The 13008-nt window shown below is 44.4% G+C and carries 13 protein-coding genes; 5 read left to right on the top strand and 8 right to left on the bottom strand.

The genetic code is table 11. The features are described from left to right. Window positions 1-148: 148 nt before the first annotated feature. From ACHUFI_RS13735 to ACHUFI_RS13710, 6 genes are all read right to left on the bottom strand, one after another. Window positions 149-1111: a DHH family phosphoesterase gene (locus ACHUFI_RS13735; protein WP_394250011.1), complete on the bottom strand. Its 963-nt coding sequence runs from the start codon at window positions 1109-1111 to the stop codon at window positions 149-151. Between the two features lie 242 nt (window positions 1112-1353). Next, window positions 1354-2007 carry a hypothetical protein gene (locus ACHUFI_RS13730; protein ID WP_394250009.1) on the bottom strand — a complete coding sequence of 218 codons (654 nt, stop codon included), beginning with the start codon at window positions 2005-2007 and terminating at the stop codon, window positions 1354-1356. Between the two features lie 64 nt (window positions 2008-2071). Beyond that, the gene (locus ACHUFI_RS13725) at window positions 2072-2701 is read right to left on the bottom strand and encodes a hypothetical protein (protein ID WP_394250007.1); all 630 of its coding nucleotides are present in this window, start codon (window positions 2699-2701) and stop codon (window positions 2072-2074) included. Between the two features lie 220 nt (window positions 2702-2921). Beyond that, the gene (locus tag ACHUFI_RS13720) at window positions 2922-4013 is read right to left on the bottom strand and encodes a hypothetical protein (RefSeq protein WP_394250005.1); all 1092 of its coding nucleotides are present in this window, start codon (window positions 4011-4013) and stop codon (window positions 2922-2924) included. Between the two features lie 170 nt (window positions 4014-4183). Next, window positions 4184-5107 carry a LysR family transcriptional regulator gene (locus ACHUFI_RS13715; protein WP_394250003.1) on the bottom strand — a complete coding sequence of 308 codons (924 nt, stop codon included), beginning with the start codon at window positions 5105-5107 and terminating at the stop codon, window positions 4184-4186. A 138-nt stretch (window positions 5108-5245) separates the two neighbouring features. Beyond that, window positions 5246-6139, bottom strand: coding sequence for a DMT family transporter (locus tag ACHUFI_RS13710; protein ID WP_394250001.1), 894 nt, complete (start codon window positions 6137-6139; stop codon window positions 5246-5248). 124 nt (window positions 6140-6263) lie between these two features. Here ACHUFI_RS13710 and ACHUFI_RS13705 point away from each other — a divergent pair, with 124 nt between their 5' ends. Beyond that, a complete protein-coding gene (locus ACHUFI_RS13705; protein ID WP_394250183.1) occupies window positions 6264-6746 on the top strand; it encodes a MarR family winged helix-turn-helix transcriptional regulator in 483 nt (160 codons plus the stop codon). Window positions 6747-6823: 77 nt separating this feature from the next. Here ACHUFI_RS13705 and ACHUFI_RS13700 read toward each other — a convergent pair whose 3' ends face one another. Continuing rightward, window positions 6824-7264 carry a GlcG/HbpS family heme-binding protein gene (locus ACHUFI_RS13700; RefSeq protein WP_394249999.1) on the bottom strand — a complete coding sequence of 147 codons (441 nt, stop codon included), beginning with the start codon at window positions 7262-7264 and terminating at the stop codon, window positions 6824-6826. 33 nt (window positions 7265-7297) lie between these two features. Continuing rightward, a complete protein-coding gene (aceB, locus tag ACHUFI_RS13695; protein WP_394250181.1) occupies window positions 7298-8923 on the bottom strand; it encodes a malate synthase A in 1626 nt (541 codons plus the stop codon). Window positions 8924-9239: 316 nt separating this feature from the next. Between aceB and gcl the strand changes: the two genes are divergently transcribed. The 4 genes from gcl to ACHUFI_RS13675 are packed head-to-tail and all read left to right on the top strand — an operon-like array spanning window position 9240 to window position 12947. Next, the gene (gene gcl, locus ACHUFI_RS13690; protein WP_394249997.1) at window positions 9240-11012 is read left to right on the top strand and encodes a glyoxylate carboligase; all 1773 of its coding nucleotides are present in this window, start codon (window positions 9240-9242) and stop codon (window positions 11010-11012) included. Then, complete coding sequence (locus tag ACHUFI_RS13685) at window positions 10984-11217, top strand: hypothetical protein (protein WP_394249995.1); 234 nt, start codon at window positions 10984-10986, stop codon at window positions 11215-11217. The genes gcl and ACHUFI_RS13685 overlap by 29 nt, the downstream gene beginning before the upstream one ends. 17 nt (window positions 11218-11234) lie before the next feature. Beyond that, entirely contained in the window at window positions 11235-12011 is a 777-nt protein-coding gene (gene hyi / locus ACHUFI_RS13680; RefSeq protein ID WP_394249993.1) for a hydroxypyruvate isomerase, read from the top strand. Window positions 12012-12050: 39 nt separating this feature from the next. After that, complete coding sequence (locus ACHUFI_RS13675; protein ID WP_394249991.1) at window positions 12051-12947, top strand: 2-hydroxy-3-oxopropionate reductase; 897 nt, start codon at window positions 12051-12053, stop codon at window positions 12945-12947. Window positions 12948-13008 lie beyond the last annotated feature (61 nt).

Genomic DNA, 13008 nt, shown 5'->3' with positions numbered 1-13008 from the left:
AAAACCCAATCGCCCCCTACAAAGTGAGAGCTAGTGATAGGTGATGGTTTTAATATGAAGAAAAGGAAATATCAGGCAAATGGCAAAGCCTCATGATGAAGATAAATAGCAATTAAGTTGGGATTTATCTTCATCATTAAGCGGTACGTTATTGGTAGTAGCGGTTCAGGGTTTTTATAAAGGCTGCTTTATCAGAAGTGGGTAGCTGATTAATGCCTGCGGCTGCTTTTCTGCCCCCGCCCGTTTTGAATTGACTACAGACTTCATCAGCACCGATGCGGTTATCTAATGGTGCTCTAACGCTTACCGTGTAATCCGTTTCATTGGAATTTAGTGTCAGTACAGCATGAGCTTTTGATGGGACTTGATTGGCAAGTTCGTTACCAAATACCCCACTAATTCTTCTTGCCCATGCCTCGCTAGGGAACTCAAATACCCGACTGACTTCGTCTTCGTGAATTGGTGTTAGAGCTTGTACATGAGCGTAATCAGTCTCGTAGCCTTGTTTGAGTGTATAAAAAGGAGAGGCGTTATCTTCTCTGAGCTCAATAGGGTTTGGGTAGTTTAACAATTGGCGATAAAGCTCTGCAGGTTCAATATGCAAATCACTCAAGGATGAACCGTATCCGTTATAGTTGATCAAAGTACCTAGCTCTTTTAAAAACTCAGTTTCCTCTTCAGAAACGCCGTTTGCTTTCGCCAGTAACTCGGCTTGTTTTATAAGGTTATCGCCAAAAGCAGCGGTAATTGCCCATAATACATGTTGGTTATTGAGGTACTCATTGATCAATAAGCCTGTACAGACTTCAGAAGCTAAGTTGATGATCGCAGTTAGATGCTGGGCGTTAGGGATATTGCCGCTACGGTGGTGGTCGCAATAAAAAACCGGAATCTGCTGCTCTAGTAAAGTCTCTAAAGCTGACGCATTTTTTTCCATTGAGATATCAAGAGTGGTAATTGAGGTGGCATTTCCTGCTTGTACTACTTGTTCTAATAGTTTGATGTCGCGCTTTATACCAGTAACGAGAACACTTTCCTTTGGCTCAGATAATCGTAACTGTAGCAGAGAGATGATGCCGTCTGCATCCCCATTAAATACATCGTAGTGCATGTTTTCCCTAGATATTTATCTTCGTATGTAAGGCACTGTAACGTTGAATAAGATGATATGTAAATTAGAATATTAGGCTGTAGTGCTATATGAAATAGCGGAAAAGTAGATGCGCCGCTGTATTGGTTGTACTCTCTAGCGTACACGATCGAAACAAGCGTATCAGATTGCAAAAAAATCCCCTTTGCCCAAGGCTTACAGCAAAGGGGGAGAGTTACCAATGAAACGGTAAATAGTGAGGGTTAAAAACGTAGGTTGAAGCCAAGCTCAACACTACCATCAGATCTAAATACATCTCCTGGGCTAACTCGTTTCTGACCAAAGGTGTATTTTAGATACGGTTCGACCCATTTAGGTTTGAGTGTAAAAGTAACATCCTGGCTGTTGTAATAGCCTTTATCTCCGGTGAGCGAGCGGTCATGGCTAAATGAATAGGAGAAGTTCATATACTCAGAAGGTGAATAGCTAGTGCCAATCGTGTTTTTCCATTCTCTGCTTGTCATATCGAAAATCGGTATCGAAACCTTGCGCCATTCGTGTGAGGTATTGGCAAAGACCATAATGTTGTCGGTGAGTGCAGTACCGCCAAACAGACCTATGTCGTAAATATCCATGAGGTCAGCTCGACCATAGCTTACAAATGCTTCGGCATAATAGTCGCCAAGCATCAGGCCGTAACCGGTACCGAGCTCTAAATACCCTTCGGAGTCGATTTCAGCGCTGATGTTGATTTCTTCTGTTGCTTGAATCACGCCCGAAACCGTTCCGATCCAACTGTCTCCGGCCTTAGCCGTTTGAAAACTAAGGCTCGGTTCGTGATAGCTAAGTGTGTTCGGGGCGTGTTCATTTGCCAGTGCATAACCACTCGCTAAACCAAGTAAAATTAGTCGTTTCATAGGAATCTCGAAAACTCTCAAAAGGAGCCAAGCTATGGCTCCATCGTTTTATTTGTTGTTATAGTTATCCGCGGCCAACACGATCTTTAATCGCTTGTTTGATTTGCTGGCGCTGCTCTTGAGACAGGTTTCGAGCTTTCTCTTGTAAATGTTGGCGCTGTTCTTGAGTGAGTTCCTTGCCTCCTGAACGACTGAAGCCTTCATCTTTACTCCAACTCCCGACGATTTCGCCTGTATTTGGGTTGGTGAATTCTAAGTGGGAAATTGAACCATCACTCCAACGCTTAACTTCTGTATTTTCGAATACATGTACTTTCCCAAGAGCTCCGCTAGTCAGTACTAACTTGTCTAGGTGGCTATCGTAATGGATGCGCCCTAAGTAGCTGCCATCACCGGAATGCACATACCACATCTCTAGGTCTGTACCTTCGGCTTTAATTAAGCTGTAATTGGCTTGGTTGTCTCCGAGAATAAAACTTGGGGGCTGGTCACAATCTGCATTACATGGCGCTGGTGGAAATTCAGGCTCAAGCTCTGGATATTCAGGAAACGTGTTATCTGGTACATCACTCGTTGGAAGCTGAGGCATGAGATCTTGTGGTAAGTCTGTATTGGGTTGGTTTACTGAACCGCTTGTTGAACAACCTGCTAGGAAAGAAGCTGCTACGAGTGCGCCAATTAACTGTAATTTCATATGTGTCTCTCAAAAATATAAAAGGTTATTTTTGTGCATCTTGCTGGTGTGAATGGCGTTCCTAGCCGATGAAAAAAGTATATGGAATATCTATGATTGCCTCTAATGATGAGGCGGAATACCGTCGATAACCTTAGGTTATTAATGGAAAGTGGAATCCTGATAGTAGGATATGAAAAAGGCTCACTAAAATAGTGAGCCTTGCCTCAAGGGTTATTATCTAGCCGCGGCTAGCGCGATCTTTGATCGCTTGTTTGATTTGCTGACGTTGCTCTTGAGATAAGTTGCGAACTTTTTCTTTAAGTTCTGAACTCGGAAGGTTGCCGATAAAGTTAGGCTTCCCGAAACCTGGGTCGATAATTCCTAAATAGTTTTTTGCTTTTTCTTTGGCAATATCATTTGCTGAGATACTTGTGACTTTTCCGTCTTTATCTGTTTCAATTTTAACTTCGCCACCAGCATGCCCCGCAACTGTAATAGCGATCCCACCCTCAATCTCTTCACGAGTTATGCTGTCGATCAAATCTGAGATTTCTGGCTTTTCAAAGCCAGGGTCAATATTTCCCCAACCGCTATCGATACTTTCGTCGACCGAAACAGTTCTCTCACCTGTGGCGCTATTCCAAGTGTAAATCATGCCATCTTTGTGTACAGTTACAGTCGTTTGATTATTCAGCTTGTCAGTTCTGAAAGTAACCGTTGAGCCGTCGTAGAAGTAGGCATTTCCGTTGTGTCTATCGCCTTCAAATTCGCCAATAGCTTTACCATCTTTAATGATGGTACCTAGCTCATTGATTGTGCCAACGTGTTCTTCACCAACATAGATTAACTTGTTTTCACCCTCTTCAACGATCGAGATAGAAGTAGCGCCCTCATCACCCCATTTAGGTGGAGTATCGATGATTGTTGAATCAGTGATTAAGCGGCCGTCAACAACAGTGATTACAACCTCAACTTTTTCACCTTGAATGACACCGTTGAATACAACTTGGTCACCTTGATTTTCAATGTTGCCAATTTCGTTGCCATTAGTGTCAGTTACTAATCCATCTTCGACAAAATAGATTTTTCCATCGATAAACACATAACTAGTAAGTTCGCCGTTTTGAGTGGTTTGGTCACGGATAATTAGCGCATTGTAATCTCCGGCATCTCCAGTGATATATGCAGCATCAAATTCTTCACCTTGAATGTACTGAACATCAGCAATTCCATCTTGTGGTGCTGGAGAAGTACCGCCGTTTGAGCCCGAAGAAGAACAACCAGCTAGGAAAGAGGCTGCGATTAATGTGCTTAATAGTTTTAGTTTCATGGTCTACTCTCAAAATGTGTTAGGAACAAAAGGTTGCGTCTTGCAGTGTTGTGCGGCGTTCCTAGCCGATGAGAGAAGTATATGGAGAGTACAAAAAAGCCTCTAATCGCTTGATGGAATAGAGGCTTTTACTTTTGGTTATTAATGAACCTAGATAAACAGCGTGATAACTATAGGTTATTATTGAGAATGGATTCGAGAATTTTCTTTAGCCATAAAGTCGTAGGGCTGTTGCGGTTTTTATGGTGGAAGTAGGCACATACAGAGGGTTGAATATCGGTGCTATCAAATCGAATCTGAATGGCTCTTAGGCTTGTCTTTTGTTCCACATCGAGGAATTTTGAAGCGGGGAACATCATGTCTGAATTTTTTACCACGTCGACTACTGCGGATGGCAATTCTGAGCGAAAGCCAACATTTGCTTCAAGTCCTTTCACTTTGAGTATTTTTTCTGCCAGTGTTCGGTGCGAGTTCCAATCAACTGCTATCACTGTTGCCAATTCAAAGTTCACCCCATCTTTCACTTCAATCACATCACCTTTATAAGGGTGATCAGGTCTTACATACCCTTTGAAGCTGTCTTGAGCAATTGGTTGTTGAAGGAGCTCTTTAGGCGCATGGTTAATTTCAAAATTAACACCGATATGGACTTCGTCATTAATAATTTCGGTCATGGTGGTTTTCGACCAATTCAGCAAATGAACTTCGACATTCGGAGCTTGAGAGCGAATCGCTTGAAATAGCTTGCTCGAAATAGAACTTAATAAAAATGGTGACAGTGCAAGTTTGATTGGGCCTTCAAGCTGTTTGGGATCGAATTCATTACTGTTATTCAGGGCTAAACACAGCTCATCCATTATTGGCGCGATACTGTCTGCAAGCATGTTTGCATGCTCGGTGGCACGTAATCCGTGATGGGTTTTCACAAACAACTCGTCATCAAAATGGTCTCGTAAACGTTGCAATGCTTTACTGACTGCAGGTTGGGAGACGAACAAACGTTCAGATGCTTTTCGCATATTTCGCTCTTGATGCAAAATGATGAATGTTCGCAGAAGGTTAAGGTCGAGATTAGAGAAAAGATCTTTTGCCATATGGAGTACCCAAATTCGTTATTACTTTTGATAATAAAGTGTGGGCTAATGAAGAACAAATGGATATTTGTGATGAATGCTCTCTAATTGACGAAAAGCCCGCGTAGTGCGGGCTTGATAATACGTTGAAATCTTAGATCATTCAGTCACTGCTTGAGTGGGTTTAGCTTGCCTAATAGAAAGAATGATTTGAGGCAGTAGTGACATGACGATCATCCCAACCATGAATGAATATTGTGTTGCGGTAAATGATTCACCCATTAGCACCATACCTGTAACAATTCCAGCAACTGGGTTTGCAATCCCACCAAAAGTAAAGTCAACCACAGACATGCGCTGAAGTAGCCATACGTACATGCCATAACCAAGAGCGGTATTTAAACCAATAACCCAAAGTAAACCTAAGAAATTACGCGTACTAAAGTTGTTTATCGCATTGGCGTATTGCTGAGGGTCGGCAATGGCGTGCACTATTGAAGCAATGGATAGAATCGCTCCCCCTAGGATTAACTGCCAAGTTAACACCGTCCACCAGTGCATACGATTACCGAGAGATTTAGTAATGCTGCTACCAATAATGATACACATGATCGCCGCAAACATGGCCCCTAACCCGACAGGGCTCAGTGAAATTTGGCTTGGGTTAAAGAGCATCCACGCTAATCCAATCAAACCAGCACCAGAAATGGCTTGGATGAAATGGGGGCGCTGCTTTTTCACTATCCAGTGGAAGATCATGGCGAACACAGGCACGGAGATCATCCCTACGCCAGAAATAGCAGAAGGTAACGTTAGGGCCATAACAAAAATAAGGCCAAAGAAAGTCGCGATATTGATCAACCCAAGGCTAAAGATGATCTGCCACTCCCCTTTTTTCGGCAAGCTCGGCTTAACCGCCAGCAACAGCAAACCTGCAGGTAAAGCGCGTAAAGCACCTAGTAACAATGGTGGCCACTCCTGTAGCGTAAATTGCGTCACTGCATAGGTTGTTCCCCAAAAAAAGGCGGGGATCATTGCCAGTAATATATTCATTTGAAATATCTTTACGTTAAGATAACTAATTGTGTGAACTCTATACTTAATATTTATGCTTGTAAAGTATCTTTATGTTAAACTAATTTGAAGTTAAAGAACCAACAACGGAGCGAGATTGCAAATGGACGCTATCGACCGCGTAGTAGAGCAGTGGGCTAAGGAAAAGCCAGAGCTAGAAACTGAACCAATGGCCATGATGGGCAGAATCATGCGCATTGCGAAATATATGGAAACCGAAGTCGCTGATCTTCATAAGAAATACGACATGAAGCTTGGTGAGTTTGACGTGTTAGCAACGCTTCGTCGTTCTGGGAAACCGTTTCGTTTAACGCCTTCAGAGCTAATCGAGTCTATGATGCTGACTTCCGGTGCAATGACCAACCGTTTAGATAAGTTGGAAGCAAAAGGCTTGATTGTTCGTGCTCATAGTAAAGAAGATCGCCGAAGCGTAACGGTAGAGCTTACTAAAGATGGCTTGGTTCTGATTGACCAAATGATGGCTGAGCATGTAGAGACACAAAAGAAGTTGGTGAAATCACTGTCGTCGAGCCAGAAGAAAAATACTAACCAACTGCTGAAAACTTGGCTGAGTGCTTACGAGTAGCTCAATAGCCGAGCTAAGTGGATAAATAAAAAACCGAAGTCATCGACTTCGGTTTTTTGTTGTTTTTCATTAAGGGGTTAAGCTTGCATCATTTCATCGCTGAACAGTTGTGCGCTACCAATCCCATTGATTGCACAGCTTTCGTCGATGTCAGACACATCACCACTGACCCCAATTGCCCCTAGTACTGTTTTGTTTTCATCACGGATTAACAATCCACCGGGTACTGGCACCATGTTTCCGTGTGCGAGTACGTTGACCGCGGAGATGAACGCAGGTCGGTTATCTGCATCTTGAGCCAGTTTTCTGGAAGAGCAGCCGAGTGCCAGCGCTCCCCAAGCTTTGGCTATTGCGATGTCTGGTCGCATCATGCTGGAACCGTCTTGACGTTGCAAAGAAATGAGCTTTCCGCCACTGTCTAAGACGGCGACCGTCAAAGGTTCTGTGCGGATCTCTTGCCCTGCTTTAAAGGTGCCATCGATGATGGTTAACGCTTGTTGTAGAGTCAAACTTCCCATGTTATCTCCTAGTTGTCAGGGGCAATTTAGAACCTAACTTGGTTCTTTTAAAAGCCCGTAGCTTGGTAAAGTTAGGAAGGCAGCAAACTCTTCCGCTGTCGACAATTCGTAGAACAGATCGGCTGTTTCTTTGAATCGTCCAGCAGCATAACGAGCATCGCCGACTTCAAGTTTAATAGTGTCGAGTTCTTGGTATAACCAAGAGTGGAATAATTGCGCGGTAAACTCTTGGCCATCATCGAGGCTCACTCCGTGGTGAATCCACTGCCAAATGTTCGCGCGAGAAATCTCAGCGGTTGCAGCATCTTCCATCATTCCGTAAATCGGAACACAGCCAAAACCTTGAATCCATGCTTCGATGTAGTACAACGCGATTCGAATATTCTTTCGAACGCCAGCTTCATCGCGCGTACCTTCACACGGTTTGAGTAGAAGATCAGCATTGATTGTGTGCGTTGGGCTTTGGTAATCCAGCTGGTTTACTTTGCCTTGTAAATGCTTATCGAACACAGACATTGCTAGGTCAACTAACGCAGGGTGTGCAACCCAAGTACCATCGTGACCGTTTTGCGATTCACGTTCTTTATCTTCAATAACCTTAGCCGTTACGCGTTCCATCTCTTTCGGATCTTTAGCTGGAATAAATGCCGACATTCCGCCCATTGCTAACGCTCCACGAGCGTGACAGGTACGTACCAATAATTGGCTATAAGCATTAAGGAACTCTTGATCCATGCCGATGCCGTGTCTGTCCGGTAGGATTCGGTCTTGGTGGTTTTTCAACGTTTTGATGTAGCTGAAAATGTAGTCCCAGCGACCACAGTTCATGGCGACGATATGGTGACGCATGGCATAAAGCATTTCTTCCATTTGGAATACCGCAGGAAGTGTTTCAATCAATACCGTAGCGCGAATCGTACCGCGATCTGCCTTAAAGTAATCTTCCGTAAATGAGAACACATCGCTCCACCATTGCGCTTCTTCCATGCTTTCTAGCTTTGGAATGTAGTAATAAACGCCTAGCCCTTTCGCCGCGCGTGATTGGTAGTTATGGAAAAAGTACAAAGCGAAATCCATTAAACAACCCGCAATGGCTTGGCCATTAAATTGTATCGATTGCTCTGGCAGGTGCAGGCCGCGTGGTCGAGCGATCAACAATGAAGGGTCATCGTTTAAAGAGTATTGCTTGTCTTTCTTCTCGTCGAAATAACTGATGGTGCCAAGGTTGGCATCACGCAAGTTTATTTGGCCATCTACCATGTTTGCCCACGTCGGTGATGAAGCATCTTCGAAGCAGCACATAAACACTTTTGCGCCAGAGTTCAGCGCATTGATGACCATTTTTCTATCAATTGGGCCGGTAATTTCAACGCGGCGGTCAAGAAGCTCAGGTGGTGGGGTAGCCACTTTCCAGCTTTTGTCTTGGCGTATCGCGAGCGTGTCTTCGCGGAAATTAGGCAGTTCACCTTTATCGAACTTGGCTTGTTTCTCGTCGCGAGCTGCGAGCAGAGCATTTCTGCGATCACCAAACTTTTCGACAATCGCTTCTAGGAACGATAACGCTTCTTTGGACAGAATCTTCTTGTACTCGGGATTGTCCATGTTGCCGAGCACCTGTATACAAAGTGACTCTTCTCTTTCCTTTACATCATTCAAAATCATTGCCTGTCTCCTTTAAACAATATCATTCGATTTTGTGTACAAAACATTATTTTTAAAAATACTTATATTGCAATTTGTGTAAACAATCAAAGGGTATTTAACATTTATTTATCAATTTGAAACTTAGTAAATTATTTTTACGTAAAGATATTTTATGTAAAGCAATGAATACTAAGGTTTTAGGGGTTAGTGACTACTCAATAACGCCAGAATTGTAAAAAAAATGTTTCATTTAGGGGTTGCGAAATCCTCAGGATGATTCATAGTACACAAAAGTGAATAAAATTGTATACAATCGGAACTGGAGGTTCGAATGGCAAGAATGAAAGCAATTGAAGCAGCAGTTGAAGTGCTTAAGCGTGAAGGAGTGGACATCGCATTTGGTGTACCTGGCGCAGCAATCAACCCTATGTATGCGGCAATGAAAAAGCTTGGTGGTATCGACCATGTACTAGCACGTCACGTAGAAGGTGCTTCTCATATGGCAGAGGGTTATACCCGTACTAACCAAGATAATATTGGTGTTTGTATTGGTACATCTGGCCCGGCGGGAACAGACATGATCACTGGCCTTTATTCTGCATCGGCGGACTCGATTCCAATCCTTTGTATTACAGGTCAGGCACCGCGTGCTCGTCTTCATAAAGAAGATTTCCAAGCGGTAGATATTGAGAAAATCGCAGAACCAGTGACTAAGTGGGCAACAACGGTTCTAGAGCCGGCGCAAGTGCCACGTGCTTTCCAAAAAGCATTTCACCTAATGCGCTCAGGTCGCCCGGGTCCAATCCTGATTGATCTACCTATTGATGTTCAACTAGCTGAAATTGAGTTCGACATCGATACATACGAGCCGTTAGCGCCGTATAAACCTCAAGCAACACGTGAGCAAGTTGAAAAAGCCATGACAATGATGGCTGAATCAGCAAATCCTCTGATTGTTTCTGGTGGTGGTGTAATCAACGCAGGCGCGTCTGAATTACTGCAGCAATTTGCTGAAATTACAGGTGTACCAGTGATCCCAACGCTAATGGGCTGGGGCACAATCCCAGATGACCATGAGCTAATGGCGGGTATGGTAGGTCTGCAGACTTCGCACCGCTACGGTAACGAAACCATGCTGAATTCAGACTTCGTGTTCGGTGTTGGTAACCGCTGGGCAAACCGTCACACAGGTTCTGTCGATGTTTACACTGAAGGTCGTAAGTTTGTTCACGTTGATATCGAACCAACGCAAATTGGCCGAGTGTTCTGTCCAGACCTAGGTATTGTTTCCGACGCGAAATCTGCGCTTGAGCTAATGGTTGAAGTGGCAAAAGAGTGGCGTGATGCAGGCAAACTGCCAGATCGCAGCAAGTGGGTGGGTGAGTGTCAGGAACGCAAAGCCACTATGCTACGTAAGACAAACTTCGACGACGCACCAATGAAACCGATGCGTGTTTACGAAGAAATGAACAAAGCATTTGGTCGTGATACTTGTTACGTCAGCACGATTGGCCTTTCGCAAATCGCGGCGGCGCAATTCCTACATGTATACAAGCCTCGTCACTGGATCAACTGTGGTCAAGCGGGTCCTCTAGGCTGGACAACACCAGCGGCATTGGGTGTACGTGCTGCGGATCCAGATCGTGACATCGTTGCTATCTCTGGTGACTACGACTTCCAATTCATGATTGAAGAACTGGCCGTAGGTGCGCAATTTAACTTGCCTTATATCCACGTACTAGTGAACAACTCGTACCTAGGTTTGATTCGTCAGGCTCAACGTCAATTTGATATTGATTACTGTGTTCAGCTTGCCTTTGATAACCAAAATGCCCCTGAGCTAGAAGGTTACGGTGTTGACCACGTCGCTGTGGTAGAGGGTCTAGGTTGTAAAGCAATCCGTGTTCGTGAACCAGACCAAATCGCTGCCGCATTTGAGCAAGCGAAAGAGCTGATGAACAAGCACAAAGTTCCTGTAGTAGTAGAACTGATTCTTGAACGAGTTACGAATATTGCTATGGGTGTAGAAATCAATGCCATCAACGAATTTGAACCGCTTGCCGAAAGTCGCGCCGATGCCCCGACAGCGCTTGCGCACAAGTAGCTTTGTTTCAGTAGAGTCAAAAGCTGACTCTACTGGCTTACTCCAAGCGGAGTTAGCCGCTGAGCAAAATACTGGTTACGGTAAATCAAACAATAACGACGATATTGGCTCACGAGATATGAGCCACTATTGGAAAAAATTTGGACTCACCATCGCAAGAATTAAGAAAGCGAAACGTAGTGGGTTACTTAGAAACGAAGGTTAGAAAGTAAGGAAAGAATAATGGCAAAATTTGCAGCAAACTTGTCAATGTTATTCACTGAAATCGATTTTATGGATCGTTTTGAAGCCGCAGCTGAAGCAGGTTTCCAAGGTGTTGAATACCTTTTCCCATACGCATTTGATGCAAAAGAGATTAAGGAAAAGCTTGTCGCCAATAACCTTGAACAAGTGCTTTTCAACCTACCCGCAGGGGATTGGAATGCAGGTGACCGCGGTATTGCCGTTGACCCTGCTCGTGTAGAAGAGTTTCAAGCGGGTGTGCCGAAAGCGATTGAATATGCCAAAGCATTAGGTTGTAAGCAAGTTAACTGCTTAGCTGGGATTGTGCCAGAAGGCGTGACTCAGCAAGATGCGCAAGCCGCGTTCGTGATCAATCTTCATTACGCAGCCAAAGCGCTTGCCGCTGAAGGTATCCACTTGGTGATTGAAGCCATTAATACTCGTGATATTCCAGGGTTCTTCCTCAATACCACAGAGCAGGCTAAAGCCATCATCAAAGAAGTCGGTAGCGATAACTTGTCTATTCAATACGACATCTACCACATGCAAATCATGGAAGGCGATCTCGCACCAACAATGCAAAACAACATCAAGCAAATAGCGCATGTTCAACTTGCGGATAACCCAGGTCGACACGAGCCGGGTACTGGCGAAATCAACTACCCATTCGTATTAAAACACCTAGACGATATCGGCTACCAAGGCTGGGTCGGCTGTGAATACAAACCAGAAACAACAACGTTAGAAGGCCTAGGTTGGCTTAACCAGTACCGCTAATCGCGACTGGCAATCACTCAGTAAGTTAAGGAGAACACAATGTCTAAAATTGCATTTATTGGTACTGGCATCATGGGCAAGCCAATGGCTGAAAATCTTCAAAAAGCAGGGCATGATTTGATCTTTTCAGATCACTTCAACCCAGCACCTGAAGATCTAGTGGCTGCTGGCGCAACGGTGGTGTCTTCACCAGCACTAGCGACAGAGCAAGCGGATGTCATCATTTTAATGGTACCAAACACACCTCAAGTTGAAGATGTGCTGTTTGGCGACAATGGTGTCGAGCAAGGTCTGAGTTCTGGCGGTGCAGCAGGAAAAATCGTCATCGATATGAGCTCGATTTCGCCAATCGCAACGAAGAAAATTGCCGCTCGCATTAACGAAGGTGGCGCTTCTTACCTAGATGCTCCGGTATCTGGTGGTGAAGTTGGTGCTATCAATGCATCACTGACTATCATGGTCGGCGGTGAGCAAGAAGCGTTCGACAAAGCACGTCCTCTGTTTGAAATTATGGGTCAAAACATCACGCTAGTTGGCGAAAATGGTGCGGGTCAAACATGTAAAGTGGCGAACCAAATCATCGTTGCGCTAAACATTGAAGCGGTATCAGAAGCGCTAGTATTTGCTTCAAAAGCCGGTGCGGATCCAGCTCGCGTTCGTCAAGCACTACTTGGTGGCTTTGCTAACTCGAAGATTCTTGAAGTTCATGGTGAGCGTATGGTTGAAGGCACGTTCGACCCAGGTTTCCGTATCTCTCTACACCAGAAAGATCTGAACCTTGCGTTAACTGGCGCTGAAGAATTAGGCGTGGCACTGCCAAACACAGCAAATGCACAAGTACTGTTCGGTGAATGTGCAGAGATGGGTGGAGAAGGTTGGGATCACTCAGCACTAATCCAAGCTATCGAAAAACGTTCTGACCACTCAATCCGTTAAGGTTCAGTGGAGTCTCACTGATATTCGCTAGGGCTGGTGAATGTTAGCGAGATAAAAGAAC

This window comes from Vibrio profundi, from assembly GCF_043642225.1.
Taxonomy (GTDB): domain Bacteria; phylum Pseudomonadota; class Gammaproteobacteria; order Enterobacterales; family Vibrionaceae; genus Vibrio; species Vibrio profundi_A.
This window is presented reverse-complemented; position numbering and strand designations above follow the sequence as displayed.